The 18,776-nt window shown below is 71.6% G+C and carries 14 protein-coding genes and 1 riboswitch; of the genes, 10 read left to right on the top strand and 4 right to left on the bottom strand.

What is annotated here, in order from left to right; all coding sequences use genetic code 11:
- Positions 1-15: 15 nt before the first annotated feature.
- Positions 16-1,332: a citrate/2-methylcitrate synthase gene (locus tag OG210_RS04250; protein WP_371535022.1), complete on the bottom strand. Its 1,317-nt coding sequence runs from the start codon at positions 1,330-1,332 to the stop codon at positions 16-18.
- A gap of 175 nt (positions 1,333-1,507) precedes the next feature.
- Between OG210_RS04250 and OG210_RS04245 the strand changes: the two genes are divergently transcribed.
- A complete protein-coding gene (locus OG210_RS04245) occupies positions 1,508-2,647 on the top strand; it encodes a citrate synthase (protein WP_371535021.1) in 1,140 nt (379 codons plus the stop codon).
- Between the two features lie 122 nt (positions 2,648-2,769).
- Positions 2,770-3,999 carry a GTP-binding protein gene (locus tag OG210_RS04240; protein WP_371535020.1) on the top strand — a complete coding sequence of 410 codons (1,230 nt, stop codon included), beginning with the start codon at positions 2,770-2,772 and terminating at the stop codon, positions 3,997-3,999.
- A 115-nt stretch (positions 4,000-4,114) separates the two neighbouring features.
- On the opposite strand, the gene OG210_RS04235 is transcribed toward OG210_RS04240, so the two are convergent.
- Complete coding sequence (locus OG210_RS04235) at positions 4,115-6,562, bottom strand: DNA topoisomerase (ATP-hydrolyzing) subunit A (protein ID WP_371535019.1); 2,448 nt, start codon at positions 6,560-6,562, stop codon at positions 4,115-4,117.
- Between the two features lie 181 nt (positions 6,563-6,743).
- On the opposite strand from OG210_RS04235, the gene OG210_RS04230 reads away from it, so the two are divergent.
- From OG210_RS04230 to OG210_RS04215, 4 genes are all read left to right on the top strand, one after another.
- Positions 6,744-8,138 (top strand): M16 family metallopeptidase, encoded by a 1,395-nt coding sequence (locus OG210_RS04230; RefSeq protein ID WP_371535018.1) that lies wholly within the window; start codon positions 6,744-6,746, stop codon positions 8,136-8,138.
- A 20-nt stretch (positions 8,139-8,158) separates the two neighbouring features.
- On the top strand, positions 8,159-9,526 hold the full coding sequence (locus tag OG210_RS04225) for a pitrilysin family protein (protein WP_328335639.1): 1,368 nt from the start codon (positions 8,159-8,161) through the stop codon (positions 9,524-9,526).
- A 235-nt stretch (positions 9,527-9,761) separates the two neighbouring features.
- A riboswitch (cyclic di-AMP (ydaO/yuaA leader) is annotated at positions 9,762-9,921 on the top strand.
- 12 nt (positions 9,922-9,933) lie between these two features.
- Positions 9,934-10,725 (top strand): M23 family metallopeptidase, encoded by a 792-nt coding sequence (locus OG210_RS04220; RefSeq protein WP_371535017.1) that lies wholly within the window; start codon positions 9,934-9,936, stop codon positions 10,723-10,725.
- Between the two features lie 253 nt (positions 10,726-10,978).
- Positions 10,979-11,656, top strand: a complete 678-nt coding sequence (locus tag OG210_RS04215) for a GntR family transcriptional regulator (protein WP_328332311.1) — start codon at positions 10,979-10,981, stop codon at positions 11,654-11,656.
- Between the two features lie 194 nt (positions 11,657-11,850).
- Here OG210_RS04215 and OG210_RS04210 read toward each other — a convergent pair whose 3' ends face one another.
- The gene (locus OG210_RS04210; protein WP_328332312.1) at positions 11,851-12,420 is read right to left on the bottom strand and encodes a helix-turn-helix domain-containing protein; all 570 of its coding nucleotides are present in this window, start codon (positions 12,418-12,420) and stop codon (positions 11,851-11,853) included.
- A 70-nt stretch (positions 12,421-12,490) separates the two neighbouring features.
- On the opposite strand from OG210_RS04210, the gene OG210_RS04205 reads away from it, so the two are divergent.
- The gene (locus OG210_RS04205) at positions 12,491-13,384 is read left to right on the top strand and encodes an NADP-dependent oxidoreductase (protein ID WP_328332313.1); all 894 of its coding nucleotides are present in this window, start codon (positions 12,491-12,493) and stop codon (positions 13,382-13,384) included.
- Positions 13,385-13,481: 97 nt separating this feature from the next.
- Here OG210_RS04205 and OG210_RS04200 read toward each other — a convergent pair whose 3' ends face one another.
- The gene (locus OG210_RS04200) at positions 13,482-13,763 is read right to left on the bottom strand and encodes an HPr family phosphocarrier protein (protein WP_328332314.1); all 282 of its coding nucleotides are present in this window, start codon (positions 13,761-13,763) and stop codon (positions 13,482-13,484) included.
- A 140-nt stretch (positions 13,764-13,903) separates the two neighbouring features.
- Here OG210_RS04200 and OG210_RS04195 point away from each other — a divergent pair, with 140 nt between their 5' ends.
- The 3 genes from OG210_RS04195 to OG210_RS04185 all read left to right on the top strand — a co-directional run bounded on the left by OG210_RS04195 (position 13,904) and on the right by OG210_RS04185 (position 18,745).
- A complete protein-coding gene (locus tag OG210_RS04195) occupies positions 13,904-16,837 on the top strand; it encodes a GNAT family N-acetyltransferase (protein WP_371535016.1) in 2,934 nt (977 codons plus the stop codon).
- Positions 16,838-16,961: 124 nt separating this feature from the next.
- Positions 16,962-17,549 carry a DUF5998 family protein gene (locus tag OG210_RS04190; RefSeq protein ID WP_164260094.1) on the top strand — a complete coding sequence of 196 codons (588 nt, stop codon included), beginning with the start codon at positions 16,962-16,964 and terminating at the stop codon, positions 17,547-17,549.
- Entirely contained in the window at positions 17,549-18,745 is a 1,197-nt protein-coding gene (locus tag OG210_RS04185; RefSeq protein WP_328332316.1) for an alkaline phosphatase family protein, read from the top strand. Before OG210_RS04190 ends, OG210_RS04185 begins: the two co-directional genes overlap by 1 nt.
- The last annotated feature ends 31 nt before the right edge of the window (positions 18,746-18,776 follow it).

The following is an 18,776-nucleotide window of genomic DNA, read 5'->3' as shown; positions in this document are numbered from 1 at the left end:
TTACATCGGGGCGGCTCACGGCAGGGGCAGGGCCTTCGGCGGGCGCGGGCCGTTGTACTGGCCGCTCGGGCGCAGCCGAAGCGGCCGTTCCGTGTACTCCTCAAGGGCGTGGGCGATCCAGCCCGCCGTCCTGGCCACGGCGAACACCGCTTCCCCTGCCTCGGCGCGCATCCCCGAGGACACCGAGAGCACGGCGAGCGCCAGATCGACGTTGGCGTGCAGCTCGGTGTGGCGGGCCGTCGTCGTCACTACGTCGCGGGCGGCGGCGAGTGCGGGACCGGCCGCCGGGACCCTGTCGAGCAGCGCGAAGAGCGCCGCGGCCCGGGGGTCCTCGCCCCGGTACAGCCGGTGCCCGAGCCCCGGTACCCGCCGCCCGGCCCGCAGGTGGTCGGCGACGACCGGGGCGGCCCCGCCCCGCTCCAGCACCTCCGCCAGCATCCGGTGGGCAAGTCCGCTGGCCGCGCCGTGCAGGGGGCCCTCCAGCGCGCCGAGCCCGGCGGAGACGACGGCATACGGATGGGCGCGGGCGGATGCCGCGACCCTCGTCGCCAGCGTGGAGGCCGCCAGGTCGTGGTCGATGAGCAGCACAAGGGCCGCCTCCAGTACGGCCAGTGAGCCGTCGTCAGGCGCTTGTGCGGTGAGCCGGCGCCAGAGCCTGGGCGCCAGCCCCGCGCTGTCCGCCCCGTCTGCACTGTCTTTGCTGTCTGCCGTGTCCGTACTGGCTTCCCCGGCTGTGCTGTTCTGGCCAGGTGCGCCCTTCACCGGCAGTGAGCCCACCAGCGTGGGGATCAGGGCGCGTGCCGTTCCCAGTACGGCGTCCGTCGAGAGATCGAACCGCAGCGGATCGGCCGCCGACGCGGCGACGGCCGCCGCCCGCAACCGGTCCATCGCCGTGCTGTGCGCGGGCAGCGCCCCGACCGCGCGCCGCCCGGCCGCCAGCGCCTCAGGGGGAGCGGTGAACCGCACCCCGGGGCGGAGTGTTCCGCTCCACAGCCATTCGGCCACCTCCTCGTAGCCGTACCGCCCGGCGAGTTCGGTCGCGTCGACCCCCCGGTAGTAGTACCGGTCGGTGTCCGGGTCGATCAGCGTCACGCCGGTACGGAAGGTGAGGTCGGCGCCGGAGGGCTGGGGTTCCCGCCGGGCGCCGCGTGCGGCCAGCGCCTCGACTTCGGCGGCGTCGAAGGTGCTGCCCCGGCCGCCCGGTGCGCGGCGGCTGCCGAGCTGGCCACGGCTGACGTACGCGTACACGGTCTCCGGTTTCACCCCGAGCCGGTCGGCTGCCTCCCTGGTGGTCAGCCGCCGGGATTCCGCTGCCGCTGGTTGATCGCTCATGTGGTTCACCGTATCTATATTGATTCAATCAACATTGACAGGAATTGAGTCAATCATGGACAGTCGAATCAATGAAGAGGGAACGCGTCACGAAGCACACCTGACAAGGCACACCCGAGAAGGCACACCTGCCGGGGCGCATCCATCGGGGCGCACTTTGACCAAGGAGACAGCCATGTCCACCATCACCGCCCCACGAGGGCTCGCGGGCGTAGTCGTCACGGACACCGAACTGGGCGATGTGCGGGGCCGCGAGGGCTTCTACCACTACCGGCAGTACTCGGCGGTCGACCTCGCCCGGCTCCGCACCCTCGAGGACGTCTGGTACCTGATGGTCCACGGCGAACTCCCCGACACCGCCCAGCGCGAGGCCTTCACCGCCCGGACCGCCGCACTGCGCCGGCTTCCCGACGGGGTCCGGGAGGCACTGCCTGCCATCGCCCGCGCCGGATCCGGCCCGCTCGCCGGGCTGCGGACCGCGCTCTCCCTGCTCGGCGCCGAGTCCGGATTCCGGCCGGTCTACGACATCGGCACGGACCGCCGGATCGCCGACACCCTCACCGCGTGCGCGGTCGTACCGACGCTGCTGGCCGCGCTGTACCGGACGGGCCAGGGCCTGGAGCCGGTCGAGCCGCGTGACGACCTGCCCGCAGCGGCCAACTACCTCTACATGATCACTGGTTCGGAGCCGGACCCGGACCGGGCGCGCGCTGTCGAGCAGTATCTGGTCTCCACCGTCGACCACGGCTTCAACGCCTCCACCTTCACCGCCCGCGTCATCGCATCCACCGGCGCCGATGTGGCGGCCTGCCTGACCGGCGCGGTCGGCGCCCTCTCCGGGCCGCTCCACGGCGGAGCGCCGAGCCGGGCGCTCGACACCCTCGACGACATCGGCACACCGGACCGTATCGACCCGTGGATACGGGAGCGCGTGCTGGCGGGCGACCGGATCATGGGCTTCGGGCACCCCGTCTACCGCACCGAGGACCCGCGCTCGCGGATGCTGCGGGAGATCGCTCTGGGGTTCGGCGGGCCGCTCGTCGACTTCGCCGTCCAGGTCGAGGAGCGGGTAGAGGCGCTGCTCGCCGAACTCAAACCCGGCCGTGAACTGCACACCAACGTCGAGTTCTACGCCGGGGTCGTCATGGAGCAGTGCGGGCTGCCGCGCGAGATGTTCACCCCGACCTTCTGTGTGGCGCGAGTGATCGGCTGGAGCGCCAACATCCTGGAGCAGGCGGCGGACTCCAAGATCATCCGCCCTGCGGCCCGCTATGTGGGACCGCCCCCGCCGCAGCCGGTGCCGGCCATCGGCTGACCCGCTACGCGGGCCGGGGTGCGGCCTGCGGGCGTGCCGACGGGGGTGGGTCCGGCAGGGGCCGGCGGGGGCCGGTCCCTGCCCGGTCCGGCCGGTGCGCCGCTCGATTAGGATCGGTGCCCATGTCCAGGAAACCCGTGCCCGTAGTCGTCCTCGCGGGATTCCTCGGATCCGGCAAGACCACCCTGCTCAACCATCTGCTCCGGCAGAGCAGAGGCACCCGGATCGGCGCCGTCGTCAACGACTTCGGCGCCATCGAGATCGATGCGATGACCGTCGCCGGGCAGGTCGACTCGATGGTCTCGCTCGGCGACGGCTGTCTGTGCTGCGCCGTCGACACCAGCGAACTCGACGAGTATCTGGGCCGGCTCTCCCGACCCGACCTGCGGATCGACGTCATCGTCATCGAGGCGAGCGGACTCGCGGAGCCGCAGGAGCTCATCAGGATGATCCTGGCGAGCGGCAATCCGGACATCGTGTACGGGGGGCTCGTCCAGGTCGTCGATGCCGCCGAGTTCGACGCGACCCGCAGCCGCCACCCGGAGACCGACCGCCATCTGACCCTCGCCGATCTGGTCGTCCTCAACAAGGCCGACCGGGTGGACGAGGCCGGCCGCGCGCGTATCCGTGCCGCGGTCGGCGAGCACGCCGTCGGGGTTCCGGTGGTCAGCGCCGCGTACGGGCAGATCGACCCCGGGCTGCTCATCGACCGCAGACCGGCCGGTGAGCGCGTCGGGCAGCTCTCCTTCGACGACCTGCGCGACGACGACCTGCACGATGACGACCTGCGCGACGACGTACGTGACGACGACCTGCGCCACGACGGGAAGCCGGCCGGGACGGACACCGCGCCGACGGAAGCGGGCAGTTGCACGGACGCCGGCGATCACAGCGGCCACGATCACAGCAGTCGTGATCACGGTGCCCGTGATCACAACGGCCATCTGCACGCGCTCTACGAGAGCGTCGGGTTCGTCTCGGCCGAGCCGATGAACCCGCGGCGGCTCATGGAGTTCCTGGACGCACGGCCCGACGGCCTCTACCGCATCAAGGGGTTCGTCCACTTCGGAGTCCCCGGTCACCCGGAGAAGTACACCCTGCACGCGGTGGGTAACTTCCTGCGCTTCTACCCCTCGCCCCGGGTGGAGGGCGAGGAGACCCTCACCGAGCTGGTCCTCATCGGCTCCGGCATCGACACCGAGGCGGTACGCGACCGGCTCGACGGCTGCCGGGAGTACGCACCGCAGGACGTCCCGGCCGAATCCATGTGGGGCGTCCTGCGGTATGTGCCCGGCCTCTCCGAAGGGCCCGGGGAACCGGACGGGACCGAAGAGGCCGGGCTGCCGTACTGAACACCGGGCCGCCGCCGCCCGATTGAGCTCGGACCGCCTGGTGGAGAGCGGTCGGGCGCCGGGCCGGTGTTCGCCGGGCCGGCTGAGCCGCCGGCCCGGCGTTCGCAGCTCTGGGCTACACCGGGCCCGCGAGCTTCGCCACCGCCGAGGTGAGCGGCAGGCCCGAGCCGTCGCGGCGCGGGTCCGGTTCCGGCAGTTCGGCCGGGGCGCCGTTCGCGGCGGCGGCCCGCACCGGGGTCTCTCCCGCCCAGGCGAGCACCAGCAGGTCCTCGCCCTTCAGGAAGCGCTGGCAGCGCACCCCGCCGGTCGCCCGGCCCTTGCGCGGGTACTGGTCGAACGGGGTCAGCTTCGCCGTACGCACCGAGTCGTCCAGCGTGCCGTGCGAGCCCGCGACCGTGAAGACCACAGCGCCGGCCGCCGGATCCACCGCGGTGAACGAGATCACCTTGGCCCCGTCGGCCAGCTTGATGCCTGCCATACCGCCCGCAGGGCGGCCCTGCGGCCTGACCTGACCGGCCGGATAGCGCAGCAACTGTGCGTCGTCCGTGATGAAGACCAGATCCTCATCGCCGGTGCGCAGCTCGGCCGCGCCGACGATCCGGTCACCGTCCCGGAGGCCGATGACCTCCAACTCGTCCTTGTGGGCCGGGTAGTCGGGCACCACCCGCTTGACGATGCCCTGTTCGGTGCCGATCGCGAGACCGGGTGAGGACTCGTCGACCGTGGTGAGGCAGACGACCTCTTCACCGTCGGCGAGCGAGACGAACTCCGCGATCTGCGCGCCGCCCGCGAGGCTGGGCGCGGCCGCGGTATCCGGCAGTTGCGGCAGGTCGATCACGGCCAGCCGCAGCAGCCGTCCGGCCGACGTCACCACACCGATGTCGCCCCGCGCGGTCGCCGGTACGGCCGAGACCACCACATCGTGCTTGGTGCGCTTCTGCCCCTCCGTGCTGAGCGCGTCGGCGGTGGCCGTACGCGCCAGGAGCCCCGTGGACGACAGCAGCACCCGGCACGGGTCGTCGGCGACCTCCAGCGAGGCCGCGGCGACCGGGGTACCCGCCGACTCCAGCAGCACCGTGCGGCGGTCGGTGGAGAACTTCTTCGCCACCGCGGCCAGTTCACCCGAGACCAGCTTGCGCAGCTCCGCGTCGGACTCCAGGATCCGGGTCAGCTCCCCGATCTCCTCGTTCAGCCGGTCGCGCTCGCTCTCCAGCTCGATCCGGTCGAACTTGGTGAGCCGGCGCAGCGGAGTGTCCAGGATGTACTGCGTCTGGATCTCACTCAGCGAGAAGTGCGAGATCAGCCGCTCCTTGGCCTGCGCCGAGTTGTCGCTCGACCGGATGAGGCGGATGACCTCGTCGATGTCGAGCAGCGCCACGAGCAGTCCGAGGACCAGGTGCAGCCGGTCCTGCCGCTTGGTCCTGCGGAACTCGCTGCGCCGTCTGACGACCGTGAAGCGGTGGTCGAGATAGACCTCCAGGAGCTCCTTGAGGCCCAGCGTCAGCGGCTGTCCGTCGACCAGCGCCACGTTGTTGATCCCGAAGGACTCCTCCATCGGGGTGAGCTTGTAGAGCTGTTCCAGGACGGCCTCGGGCACGAAGCCGTTCTTGATCTCGATGACCAGCCGCAGTCCGTGCGCCCGGTCGGTGAGGTCCTTCAGATCGGCGATGCCCTGGAGCTTCTTCGACGCCACCAGGTCCTTGATCTTGGCACGGACCTTCTCCGGCCCGACCGCGAAGGGCAGTTCGGTCACGACGATGCCCTTGCGGCGCGGTGTGACGTCCTCCACGGTGGCCGTCGCGCGGATCTTGAAGGTGCCGCGCCCGCGCTCGTAGGCGTCCCTGATCCCGTCGAGGCCCACGATCCGGCCGCCGGTCGGCAGGTCGGGCCCGGGCACGAAGCGCATCAGGGTGTCGAGGTCGGCGCCCGGGTGCTTGATCAGATGGCGGGCCGCCGCGATGATCTCGCCCAGATTGTGCGGCGGCATATTGGTCGCCATCCCGACCGCGATCCCGGACGAGCCGTTGACCAGCAGGTTCGGATAGGCGGCCGGGAGCACCGCGGGCTCGCGCTCCTGGCCGTCGTAGTTGGGCTCGAAGTCGACGGTGCTCTCGTCGATCGACTCGGTCATCAGCGATGTGGCGTCAGCCATCCGGCACTCGGTGTACCGCATCGCGGCCGGCGGGTCGTCATTGCCGAGCGAGCCGAAGTTGCCGTGCCCGTCGACCAGCGGGAGCCGCATGGAGAAGGGCTGCGAGAGCCGCACCAGGGCGTCGTAGATCGACGCGTCGCCGTGCGGGTGCAGCTTGCCCATGACCTCGCCGACGACCCGGGCGCACTTCACATAGCTGCGGTCGGGCCGCAGCCCCATCTCGTTCATCTGGTAGAGAATGCGCCGGTGTACGGGCTTCATACCGTCACGGGCGTCCGGCAGAGCCCGTGAGTAGATCACCGAGTACGCGTACTCCAGGAAGGAGCCCTGCATTTCATCGACCACGTCGATGTCGAGAATCTTCTCCTCGAAGTCCTCCGGCGGCGGGGTCTTCGTGCTGCGGCGGGCCATCGCTGCTGCGGCTCCTTCACGTGCCTGGTCCGGTACTGACGCCGACCATTGTGGACTGTCCCACTGACAACACCGACCGCGACCCGTGCACACCGGGATGGCTCCCGGCTGTCGGCGGGCTTGCATACAGTGGCAGGACTGCATTTCAACGCGGTCAACACACGCGATCGAAGGGACGTACATGCCCATGGGTCACACGGCCACAGCCGAGGCCGGTTCCGGCGGCCTGACAGCGACCGAGCACCGGCTGGCCAACGGCCTGCGGGTGGTGCTCTCCGAGGACCACCTGACCCCGGTCGCCGCGGTCTGCCTCTGGTACGACGTCGGTTCACGCCACGAGGTCAAGGGGCGTACCGGACTCGCCCACCTCTTCGAGCACCTGATGTTCCAGGGCTCCGGACAGGTCGAGGGGAACGGCCACTTCGAGCTGGTACAGGGGGCCGGGGGCTCGCTCAACGGCACCACCAGCTTCGAGCGGACCAACTACTTCGAGACGATGCCCACGCACCAGCTGGAGTTGGCGCTCTGGCTCGAAGCCGACCGGATGGGCTCCCTCCTCGCCGCGCTCGACGAGGAGTCGATGGAGAACCAGCGGGACGTCGTCAAGAACGAGCGGCGCCAGCGCTACGACAACGTGCCGTACGGCACGGCGTTCGAGAAGCTGACCGCCCTCTCGTACCCCGAGGGCCACCCGTACCACCACACGCCGATCGGCTCCATGGCCGACCTGGACGCGGCGACGCTGGAGGACGCCCGCGCGTTCTTCCGTACGAACTACGCGCCCAACAATGCCGTCCTGTCGGTCGTCGGCGACATCGACCCGGAGCAGACGCTCGCCTGGGTCGAGAAGTACTTCGGCACCATCCCCTCCCACGACGGCAAGCAGCCGCCGCGGGACGGCTCGCTGCCCGACACCCTCGGCGGTGAGGTGCGCGAGGAGCTGTACGAGGAAGTGCCCTCGCGTGCCCTGATGGCCGCCTACCGGCTCCCCGAGGACGGCACCCGCGCGTGCGACGCGGCGGACATCGCGCTGACCATCCTGGGAGGCGGCGAGTCGTCGCTGCTCCACAACAGGCTGGTCCGCCGGGACCGTACGGCGGTCGCCGCCGGCTTCGGCATGCTGCGCCTCTCCGGCGCTCCCTCGCTCGGCTGGCTGGACGTCAAGACATCGGGCGGTGTCGAGGTCCCGCAGATCGAGGCGGCCGTCGACGAGGAGCTGGCCCGCTTCGCCGCCGAGGGCCCCACGGCCGAGGAGATGGAGCGCGCGCAGGCCCAGCTGGAGCGCGAGTGGCTCGACCGGCTCGGTACGGTCGCCGGCCGGGCCGACGAACTGTGCAGGTACGCCGTGCTGTTCGGCGACCCGCAGCTGGCGCTGACCGCGGTGGGCCGGGTGCTCGACATCACGGCCGACGAGGTGCAGCAGGTCGCCAAGGCCCGGCTGCGCCCCGACAACAGGGCTGTGCTGGTGTACGAGCCCGTCACCGCCGATGAGCCCGAAGAGACCAGTGCGGACGGCGGGTCCGACGAGGCCACCGCAGCCACCGCGACCACCGAGAGCACAGAGGCGGACCAGTGACCGACCCCGCGGCCGTGATGATGGCCTTCCACCCGCAGCCCCAGGCTGGTGCCCCCAGGCCCTGGGCATTCCCGGCCCCCGAGCGCTCCACCCTGCCCAACGGCCTGACGGTGCTGCGCTGCGACCGTCCCGGACAGCAGGTCGTCGCTGTCGAGATCAGCCTCGACGCCCCGCTGGACGCCGAGCCCGAGGGGCTCGACGGCATCGCCACGATCATGGCGAGGGCCCTCTCCGAGGGCACCGACAAGCACAGCGCCGAGGAGTTCGCCGCCGAGCTGGAGCGCTGTGGCGCCACTCTCGACGCGCACGCCGACCACCCCGGGGTCCGGGTCTCCCTCGAAGTGCCGGTCTCCCGGCTGCCCAAGGCGCTCGGCCTGCTCGCCGACGCGCTGCGGGCGCCCGCCTTCGCCCCGAGTGAGGTCGAGCGGATCGTGGGCAACCGGCTCGACGAGATCCCGCACGAGCTGGCCAACCCGGCCCGCCGCGCGGCCAAGCAGCTCTCCAAGGAGCTCTTCCCGGCCACCGCGCGTATGTCGCGTCCGCGCCAGGGCACCGAGGAGACGGTGGCGCGCATCGACGCGGCCGCCGTCCGCGCCTTCTACGACGCGTACGTACGGCCGGCGACAGCCACCGCCGTGGTCGTCGGCGATCTGGCGGGGACCGACCTGGACGCGGTGCTCGCCGAGAGCCTCGGCGAGTGGAAGGGCAACGCGGGCACGCCCCGGCCGGTGCCCCCGATCACCGCGGACGACACCGGCCGCGTCATCGTCGTGGACCGCCCCGGAGCGGTCCAGACCCAGCTGCTGATCGGCCGGATCGGCGCCGACCGGCACGACCGTGTCTGGCCCGCCCAGGTCCTCGGCACGTACTGCCTGGGCGGCACGCTCACCTCCCGTCTGGACCGCGTCCTGCGCGAGGAGAAGGGCTACACCTACGGCGTGCGGGCCTTCAGCCAGGTCCTCCGCTCCGCCCCCGACGGCACCGGCGCCGCCATGCTCGCCATCAGCGGTTCGGTGGACACCGAGTCGACAGGACCCGCGCTCGACGACCTCTGGAAGGTCCTCAGGACGCTGGCCGCCGACGGACTGACCGACACCGAGCGGGACATCGCGGTACAGAACCTGGTGGGCGTCGCACCGCTGAAGTACGAGACGGCCGCCGCGGTCGCGGCCACGCTCGCCGACCAGGTGGAGCAGCACCTGCCGGACGACTTCCAGGCACAGCTGTACGCGCGCCTCGCCGCGACCGGCACGGTCGAGGCGACCGCCGCCGTGGTCTCCGCGTTCCCCGACGACCGGCTGGTGACGGTCCTGGTGGGGGATGCCGCGCAGATCGCGGAGCCGGTCAGGGCGCTGGGCATCGGCGAAGTGACCGTGGTCGCGAGCTGAGTTCCGGCTGACCCGGTGCGCCGGGCGGCCGGGGCGGATCTGCGGGGTCCCGGTGGGCAGTGCGCCCGCCGGGACCCCGGCTGCGTGCCGGGGCTGTGCGCGGCCTCCGGGAGGTGTGCCCGTACGTGTGCCTGTGGGATGTGCGACAAAACCCGCTGTCTGTTTGGCGCAACCGGGACGCACCACTTACCGTCGCACTCGCTGTCCGTCGGACGTAAGCCGCAACCGCGGCGCCGGGCAGCGATCGCCGAGTCCCCGTCAGGCGCGAGCCCGGGGAGCCGGGGACCCACTCAGTCCCTGGGGTGAATCGGGGCCGCTCCGCAGGGGCGGGCCCGTAGGAGACCTTCCTGCTCCGAACCCGTCAGCTAACCCGGTAGGCGAGAGGGAAGGAAAGGACCAGCCTCTTCATGGCGTTCAGCCGCCCTACCGGCAAGCACCGTGCCCCGAAGCACCTGACCCGCAGGACCGCGGGCGTCGCCGGAGTCGCCACCCTCGCCACGGCCGGTGTTCTCGGCACCCTCGCCTCCCCGGCGATGGCCGACAGCGCACAGGTCTCCACCGCGCAGGAAGCCCGTCTCGACCGGACCATCCTCGTCGGTGACACCGTGGCAGACCGGATAGCCGCCCAGGTCACCGCACAGCAGCACGAGGCCGACCACGCCGAGGCCGTGGCGAAGGCCAAGGCCGCCGCCAAGGCCAGGGCCGCAGCCGCGAAGGCGAAGGCCGAGCGGGAGCGCGAGGCGAAGGCGGCCAAGCAGCGCGCGGCCCGGGCCGCTGCCCGCAAGCGCCTCAACGCCTATGTGGTCCCGGTCGCCAACTCCTATGTCTCCACCGGCTACAAGACCGGCGGCAGCCTCTGGTCGTCCGGCAGCCACACCGGCATCGACTTCCACGCCGCGAGCGGCACCCCGGTCCACGCCGTCGGCGCGGGCACGGTCGTGGAGGCCGGCTGGGGCGGTGCGTACGGCAACAACATCGTCATCCGGATGCACGACGGCACGTACACGCAGTACGGCCATCTCTCGTCCATCGGCGTCTCGGTCGGCCAGTCCGTCACATCGGACGAGCAGATCGCACTCTCCGGCGCCACCGGCAACACCACCGGCCCGCACCTCCACTTCGAGGCCCGCACGGGACCGGACTACGGCTCGGACATCGACCCCGTCGCCTACCTGCGCTCACACGGCGTCAACGTCTGACCCCGGCTGTCCCGCCCGTGTGGCCCCGGCGCTCCCGGCCCTGTCGTCCAAGCGCCGCGGCCACACGCGTTCCGGTGTTCGCATTCGCACGGATATCTTCCCCGCGCCCGGTCTTCGTACGTCCGGTTTTTGCCTGGCCAAAAGATATCCATGATTTACCGGGGGCCTTCGGGAATTAACCTGCCCTGTCATAGAGTCGCCGCACAGGTGCGTACGGACCGCGAAATGCGGGCGTCGATGCGGAGGTTCGGTCATGCGCGTTCCCGCACATTCGGTATGCACGGCAATCCGTGACGACATCATCTCGGGGGTGTACGAGCGGGGTGGCCGGCTGACGGAGGAGGTGCTCGCGCGCCGCTACGGCGTCTCCCGTGTCCCTGTCCGTGAGGCCCTGCGGACCCTGGAGTCCGAGGGGTTCGTGGTCACCCGCCGCCATGCGGGCGCCTGTGTCGCCGAACCGACCGAGCAGGAGGCGGCCGACCTGCTGGAGATACGGATGCTGCTGGAGCCGATGGGCGCGGCGCGCGCTGCCCAGCGGCGGACCGAGGCCCATCTGAAGGTGCTCCGCGGCCTGGTCAGGCTCGGTCAGGAGCGGGCCGGGCACGGCCAGGGCGAGGATCTGCGGTCGCTCGGCGGCTGGTTCCACGAGACGCTGGCGCAGGCATCGGGCAGCTCGGCGCTGACCACGCTGCTCGGTCAGCTGCGGCAGAAGATCAGCTGGATGTACGCGGTCGGCCAGCCGGCCCTCCCTGTCGTGTCCTGGGCCGAGCACGGCTCGATCGTGGACGCGGTGGCGCGCGGCGACGCGGAGCGGGCCCGTGCTCTGACCGCGGTGCACGCCGAGCGCGCAACGGCGGCGCACCGGCTGCGGCAGCAGGGACGCGTGAGGGATTCGCAACATGCTGTAAACATTGCGAGCATCACCGATTAACAGTACTGCCGTATACAGGGAAGGGGAATTCCGGCTTTTCTCTCTGCCGTATTCGCCGCTCAGTCCCGTGCTGTCTGTTTATGTTCGGCTTTTCCGATGTCCCGGTGTGCGATGTCCCGGCCTGATGCCCGGATGCGATGTCCCGTCGCGGGATGTCCGGTGCCGGGCGCCCGGTTCCGGAAAGAGTGGGACGGTCAGGTGACCTCCCAGGCCGCCTCGATCATCCGGAAGATCTCGTCCACCGCTGCCTGCGGATCGGCCGCCTCGCGGGCCAGCGAGTAGGCGTCGATCACGAACCTCGCGATCGTCCGGCAGGCCGTTGTGGTCTGTGACAGGCCGGGATCAGCGGCGATGGCCGTTGCCAGCGACTCCGCGTGACGCAGCCTCATCGACTCCTCGTACTCCCGCAGGGCCGGTGATCCGTCGATCAGGTGCCAGACCGGGGCGGCGCTGTCCGCCGTGCAATGCCGCACCAGAGCCTGGACCTCTCGGCGCAGCGCGGGGATGAGCGGCTCGTGCGGCGCCCGGTCCGTGACCGCCTGCGTGAGGCGCTGCTCGAAGTCGTCGTCCCGCTCGAACACCAGGGCCTCTTTCGAGGCGAAGTGGGAGAAGAGCGTGGTGACAGCCACGTCGGCCTCGGCGGCCACGTCGCGGATGCCCACCGCGTCGTACCCGCGGTCCAGGAAGAGCCGCAGGGCGGTGTCAGCGATCTTCTGGCGGGTCGCGGCCTTCTTGCGCTCACGGCGTCCCGGCGGCACGGTCATGCCCTGATGCTATCAGGTACAAATCCGGAACAGTTGTTAAACCCTAACCGTTAGTGTTACGTTCGGCGACATGAAGAAAGTGAGCTTCGCCGAGTTCGGCGGCCCGGAAGTCCTGCGACTCATCGACGCCGAGGAGCCCCACGCGGGCCCCGGCCGGATACGCATCGCCGTGCGGGCGGCGGGCGTCAATCCCGTCGACTGGCGGGTCCGTGAAGGCCAGATCCTGGGCGCCCATCCGACCGAGTTGCCCTCCGGGGTCGGGCTGGACGCCGCCGGGGTGGTGGACGAGGTCGGCGAGGGCGTGGAAGGGGTCGAGGCCGGCGACCACGTGTTCGGCGAAGGGGCAAGCACCTACGCCGAGTTCGCCGTGCTGTCGGCCTGGGCCCCGATGCCCGACGGGCTGACGTTCGAAGAGGCGGCCGGGTACCCCTCAGTGGTGGAGACCGCGCTGCGCATCATCCGTGAGACCGGCGTGCGGCCCGGGCAGACGCTGCTGGTCAGCGGTGCGTCCGGGGGAGTCGGTTCGGCGGTGCTGCAGATCGCCCGCGACCGCGGCATCACGGTGATCGGCACGGCCGGGGCCGCGAACCAGGACTATCTGCGGAGTCTGGGTGCCGTCGCCACGACGTACGGCGAGGGCTGGGCCGAGCGGGTGCGGCAGCTCGGCCGGGTCGACGCGGCTCTCGATCTGGCCGGTGCGGGGGTGATCCGCGAGCTGGTCGAGCTGACCGGGGATCCGCAGAAGGTGATCTCCATCGCCGATCTCGGTGCGCCCGCGCTCGGTGTCCGGTTCTCCGGCGTGGCCGGGAGCGTGCCGGACGCGCTGGCCGAGGCCGCCGGCCTCATCTCGCGGGGAAAGCTGCACATCCCGGTCGAGAAGTCGTACACGCTCGCCGAGGCCGCGGCGGCGCACATCGACAGCCGGGCCGGTCACACGCGCGGGCGCCGGGTCATCGTCGTCTGAGCCGTTCCCGTGCAGTCGCACGGCCCGGCATGCTGAAATCCCGGCGGCGGGAACGTGCTTCCCGTCGCCCGGGCCGGGTGCCCGTTCGGACGCTCGCTCAGACGGTCTCGGGGAGTTCGTCCAGCCCGTCGGCGACCAGCTTGGCCAGCCGGTCCAGAGCGGCGTCGGCGCCGTCCACGTCCGAGGTGAGCACGATCTCCTCGCCGCCCTCCACGCCCAGGCCGAGAACGGCGAGCATCGACGCCGCGTTGACCGGGTCGGTGCCGTTCTTCGCGATCTTCACCGGGACGCCGGAAGCGGTGGTGGCGCGGACGAAGATGGACGCCGGCCGGGCGTGCAGGCCCTCGGTCCAGCCGACCTTGACGCGACGCTCAGCCATGGTGTTGCCCTTCGAGTTCTGCGACTGTTGTCTAGACCATTCTTGCACGGTGCGGTGTGGGATGGATGGGGCGCGGGACGGCTCTGCCGGATCCCAGACTGCACCGCTCCCCGTACCGCCGCGACCCGTACGCTTTCAGCATGCAGCCCCCGCTGGAGGAGAACCCGCACCAGGAGTACCCGGCCCACTGGGAAGCGGATGTGGTGCTGCGCGACGGCGGTACCGCGCGGATCCGGCCGATCACCGCCGAGGACGCCGACCGGCTCGTCAGCTTCTACGAACTGGTCTCGCCCGAGTCGAAGTACTACCGCTTCTTCGCTCCGTACCCCCGGCTCTCCGCCAAGGACGTCCACCGCTTCACCCATCACGACTACGTCGACCGGGTGGGTCTGGCGGCGATGGTCGGCGGCGAGTTCATTGCGACCGTCCGCTACGACCGGATCGGCGCGCACGAGGCCGAGGTCGCCTTCCTCGTCCAGGACGCGCACCAGGGGCGCGGTGTGGCCTCCGCGCTGCTCGAACACATCGCGGCGGTCGCCAGGGAGCGCGAGGTCAGCCGCTTCACCGCTGAAGTGCTGCCCGCCAACAACAAGATGATCAAGGTCTTCACGGACGCCGGGTACGAGCAGCAACGCAGTTTCGAGGACGGCTCGGTCCACCTCACCTTCGATCTGGAACCCACCGAGGCGTCCCTCGCCGTCCAGCGCGCCCGCGAACAGCGAGCGGAGGCACGGTCGGTGCAGCGGCTGCTCGCCCCCCGCTCCGTCGCCGTCGTCGGAGTGGGACGCGCCCCCGGCGGGGTCGGGCGCGCGGTCCTGCGCAATCTGCACGGCTCCGGCTTCACCGGGCGCACCTACGCCGTGAACCGCGCCTTCCCCGACGGCCTCGCCGAGGTGGACGGCGCCCCCGCCCACCGCTCGGTGGCGTCCATCGCCGCCACCGGGGACGCGGTCGACCTGGTGGTCGTCGCCGTACCGGCCGCACAGGTGCCCGAGGTGGTCGCCGACTGCGGGGCGAGCGGGGTGCAGGGGCTCGTCGTGATCTCCGCCGGTTACGCGGAGAGCGGGCCCGAAGGGCTGCTGCGCCAGCGCGAACTGCTGCGCCGGGCCCGCTCGTACGGCATGCGCATCATCGGGCCGAACGGATTCGGCCTCATCAACACCGCGGAAGCGGTCAGGCTGAACGCCTCGCTGGCCCCCGAGTCACCGGCGCGCGGCCGGATCGGACTCTTCACCCAGTCCGGCGCCATCGGCATCGCGCTGCTCTCCACGCTGCACCGGCGCGGCGCCGGACTGTCCTCCTTCATCTCGGCGGGCAACCGCGCCGATCTGTCGGGCAACGACTTCCTCCAGTACTGGCACGACGACCCGGACACCGATGTCGCCCTGCTCTATCTGGAGTCGATCGGCAATCCCCGGAAGTTCACCCGCCTCGCCCGGCGCACCGCGGCGGTCAAACCGGTCGTGGTCGTCAAGGGCGCCCGGCACAGCGGCAGTGCCCCGCCCGGTCACGCGGTCCCGGTCACCCGGGTCCCCGACGCCACGGTCTCCGCGCTGCTGCGCCAGGCGGGTGTGATCCGGGTCGACACCGTCACCGAACTCGTCGACGCGGGTCTGCTGCTCGCGGACCAGCCGCTGCCCGCAGGGCCGCGCGTCGCGATCCTCGGCAACTCCGAGTCGCTCGGCCTGCTGACGTACGACGCCTGTCTCACCGAGCGCCTGCGTCCGCTCCCGCCTGTCGACCTGACGACGGACGCGACCCCGCAGGACTTCCGCGACGCGCTCGGCCGGGCCCTGGCGGACGACGGCTGCGACGCGGTGCTGATCACGGCGATCCCCTGGGTGGGCGAGAACGGAGTGACCGAGTCGGGTGACGGCGAGGTGCTGGCCGCCGCCCTGCGCGAAGCGGCCGCGGACGCCCCCGCCAAGCCGGTCGCCGTGGTGCATCTGGAGATCGGCGGTCTCGCCGAGGCCCTGGCGGCGGCCACCGGCACGGTGCGCGGCCGCCGCGGGACGGCCACCCCGGACAGCGACGGGGGAGAGGCCCAGCGGGCCGGCGCGAATTCAGCGGACACAGCGGACACAGCGGAGACAGCCGACGCGGCTGAGGAAGCAGACACAGCGGACACCGGCGCCGCGGATACAGCCGCCTCGGCACGTCCGGCGGACACCCCCGCCGCGCCGCCCGCCGCCCGCACCCGCGGCATCCCCGCCTACCCGGCCGCCGAGCGGGCCGTCCGCGCGCTCGCCCAGGCCGTCCGGTACGCGCAGTGGCGCCGCGAGGCCGCCGAGCCCGGCCGGGTCCCCGAGTACGAGGACATCGACGAGAACGCGGCCGCCGGCCGGATCGACGCGCTGCTCGCCACCGCCCGCGTCGACGTCACACGCGGCCTGGCCCTCTCGCCGGACGACGCCTGCGAACTCCTCGGCTTCTACGGCATCCGCGTGCTGCCGGCACGTCCCGCCCCGGACGCGGACACCGCCGTGGCGGCGGCGGAGCACCTCGGCTATCCCGTCGCGCTCAAGGCCACGGCACCCCACCTGCGCCACCGCCCCGATCTCGGCGGCGTGCGGCTCGACATCGCGACCGAGGCGGGACTGCGCCGCGCCTACACCGAACTCTCCGCCGGCCTGGGCGGCCCGGCCGAGGTCCGGCCCGTGGTGCAGTCCATGGTGGGGCGCGGTGTGGACACCGTCGTACGGTCCGCGATCGACCCGGCCGCCGGAGCCGTCCTCTCCTTCGGCCTGGCCGGGGCGCCGTCCGAACTGCTCGGCGACACCGCCCACCGTCTCGTCCCAGCCACCGACCGGGACGCGGCCGAACTGATCAGGAGCATCAGGACCGCACCCCTCCTGTTCGGCTGGCGCGGCTCGGCACCCGTCGACACCGCGGCCCTCGAAGAGCTGCTGCTGCGTGTGTCACGGCTGGTGGACGACCACCCCGAAGTGGTGTCCGTCGCTCTCGAACCGGTAGTGGTCGGGCAGAACGGACTCTCCGTGCTCGGGGCCGCCGTACGGCTCGCGCCGGCGAACGCACTCGGCGACCTCGGCCCGCGCCGCCTTCCCAGCTACTGAGGGCAAGCTGCCCTGAGCAAGCCGCTGAGGGCAGCGGCCGCCGAATGCCGCCGGGGGAGAGGCCCCGTGCAGGCCCTGCTCCGGGGGCCTCTCCCCCCACCGCCATCGGTCTAAGATGGAGCCCATGGCGAAGACCGGTACAACGACCCAGGGGCTCCGCGCGGCGATCGAGCGCAGCGGCTACTACCCGGCCCTCGTGGCCGAGGCGGTGGAGGCCGCTGTCGGCGGCGAGCCGGTTTCTTCGTACCTGGTGCATCAGGAGACGACGTTCGATTCCAACGAGGTCCGCCGCCATGTCACGGTCCTCGTCCTGACGGGCAACCGCTTCATCGTCAGCCACACCGACGAGCAGGCCGCAGACGGCAGCTCCCCGACGCCGTTCGCCACCACGTCGACCGAGTCGGTGAAGCTGGGCCGGATCTCCTCCGTGGTGCTCAGCCGGGTCGTGGCGAACCCGGAGAAGTACGTCCCCGGCACCCTGCCCCGCGAGGTCGTCCTGACCATCGGCTGGGGCGCGGTCGCCCGGCTCGACCTGGAGCCGGCCGCCTGCGGCGACCCCAACTGCGAGGCGGACCACGGGTATACGGGCAGCTCCACCGCCGACGACCTGAGCCTGCGCGTGAGCGAGGCCGGCGACGGCCCGGACACGGTCCGCCAGACCCTCGCCTTCTCCCAGGCGCTCTCCGAGGCGACCGCGGCGGCCGGCCGCTGATGGCTCTGCCCGACTGGCCGTACGCGGACGACACCGCTCCGCTCGCCCTCTCCACCGCCCCGGTGCCGGAGTACGGCTCGGGTTCGCTCGCCGACCTGCTGCCGACGCTCGCCGCCGGACTGGGAGTTCCCGGCTTCATCTCCGCGATCCCGGAACTGGCACCCGCTGACCGGAACTGCGTCTTCCTTGTCGACGGCCTCGGCTGGGAGCAGATCCGGGCGCACCCCGACGAGGCCCCGTACCTCCACTCGCTGCTGCCGACCTCGCGCGGCGGCACCGGCCGTCCGCTCACCGCAGGCTTCCCCGCCACCACGGCGACCTCGCTCGCCTCGGTCGGTACCGGGCTGCCGCCCGGCGCACACGGCCTCACCGGGTACACCACCCGCAACCCGGACACCGGCGAGCTGATGAACCAGCTGCGCTGGCGCCCGTGGACCGACCCGCATGTCTGGCAGCCGTACCCCACGGTCTTCCAGCTCGCCGACGCGGCGGGCGTGCACACCGCGCAGGTCTCATCGCCGGACTTCCAGAACACCCCGCTCACCAAGATCGCGCTGAGCGGCGGCACCTTCAGGGGCCGGCTCACCGGCGAGGACCGGATGGACCTGGCCGCCGCACAACTGGGCGCCGCCGACCGTTCGTTGATCTACACGTACTACAGCGAGGTGGACTCCAAGGGCCACCGGTTCGGCATGGACTCGGACGCCTGGCGCGGCCAGCTGATGTACGTCGACCGGCTCGTCCAGCGCCTCGCCGAGCAGTTGCCGCCCCGGTCGGCGCTGTATGTCACCGCCGACCACGGCATGATCGACATCCCGTTCGACGAGGAGTCGCGCATCGACTTCGACGAGGACTGGGAACTGGGCGCGGGCGTCGCCCTGCTGGGCGGCGAGGGCCGGGCCCGGCACGTCTACGCCGTCCCGGGCGCCCGGAGCGATGTGCTGGCCGTCTGGCGCGAGGTGCTCGGCGAGCAGTTCTGGGTGGCGAGCCGCGACGAGGCCATCGCGGCGGGCTGGTTCGGCCCGGCGGTCGACGAGCGGGTGTACGGGCGGATCGGCGACGTCGTCGCCGCGGCCCACGCCGATGTGGTGATCACCGCGTCCCGCCGCGAGCCGCACGAGTCGGCCATGGTCGGCATGCACGGCTCCATGACCCCCGCGGAGCAGCTGGTACCGCTGCTCGAAGTGCGGTCGTAACCACGCCCGTTCGCGCCTCTGCTCACCGCCG

It is taken from the genome of Streptomyces sp. NBC_00466, from assembly GCF_041433995.1.
Lineage (GTDB): Bacteria > Actinomycetota > Actinomycetes > Streptomycetales > Streptomycetaceae > Streptomyces.
The sequence above is the reverse complement of the archived record's forward strand: the minus strand, read 5'-3'. Positions and strand labels throughout refer to the sequence as shown.

Coding starts and splice junctions, on each gene's coding strand:
- OG210_RS04240 (WP_371535020.1), top strand. CDS start 2,770: ATGTCCAGGAAACCCGTGCCCGTAGTCGTCCTCGCGGGATTCCTCGGA.
- OG210_RS04220 (WP_371535017.1), top strand. CDS start 9,934: ATGGCGTTCAGCCGCCCTACCGGCAAGCACCGTGCCCCGAAGCACCTG.
- OG210_RS04185 (WP_328332316.1), top strand. CDS start 17,549: ATGGCTCTGCCCGACTGGCCGTACGCGGACGACACCGCTCCGCTCGCC.
- OG210_RS04225 (WP_328335639.1), top strand. CDS start 8,159: ATGGCCTTCCACCCGCAGCCCCAGGCTGGTGCCCCCAGGCCCTGGGCA.
- OG210_RS04200 (WP_328332314.1), bottom strand. CDS start 13,763: ATGGCTGAGCGTCGCGTCAAGGTCGGCTGGACCGAGGGCCTGCACGCC.
- OG210_RS04215 (WP_328332311.1), top strand. CDS start 10,979: ATGCGCGTTCCCGCACATTCGGTATGCACGGCAATCCGTGACGACATC.
- OG210_RS04210 (WP_328332312.1), bottom strand. CDS start 12,420: ATGACCGTGCCGCCGGGACGCCGTGAGCGCAAGAAGGCCGCGACCCGC.
- OG210_RS04250 (WP_371535022.1), bottom strand. CDS start 1,332: ATGAGCGATCAACCAGCGGCAGCGGAATCCCGGCGGCTGACCACCAGG.
- OG210_RS04195 (WP_371535016.1), top strand. CDS start 13,904: ATGCAGCCCCCGCTGGAGGAGAACCCGCACCAGGAGTACCCGGCCCAC.
- OG210_RS04245 (WP_371535021.1), top strand. CDS start 1,508: ATGTCCACCATCACCGCCCCACGAGGGCTCGCGGGCGTAGTCGTCACG.
- OG210_RS04235 (WP_371535019.1), bottom strand. CDS start 6,562: ATGGCCCGCCGCAGCACGAAGACCCCGCCGCCGGAGGACTTCGAGGAG.
- OG210_RS04230 (WP_371535018.1), top strand. CDS start 6,744: ATGCCCATGGGTCACACGGCCACAGCCGAGGCCGGTTCCGGCGGCCTG.
- OG210_RS04205 (WP_328332313.1), top strand. CDS start 12,491: ATGAAGAAAGTGAGCTTCGCCGAGTTCGGCGGCCCGGAAGTCCTGCGA.
- OG210_RS04190 (WP_164260094.1), top strand. CDS start 16,962: ATGGCGAAGACCGGTACAACGACCCAGGGGCTCCGCGCGGCGATCGAG.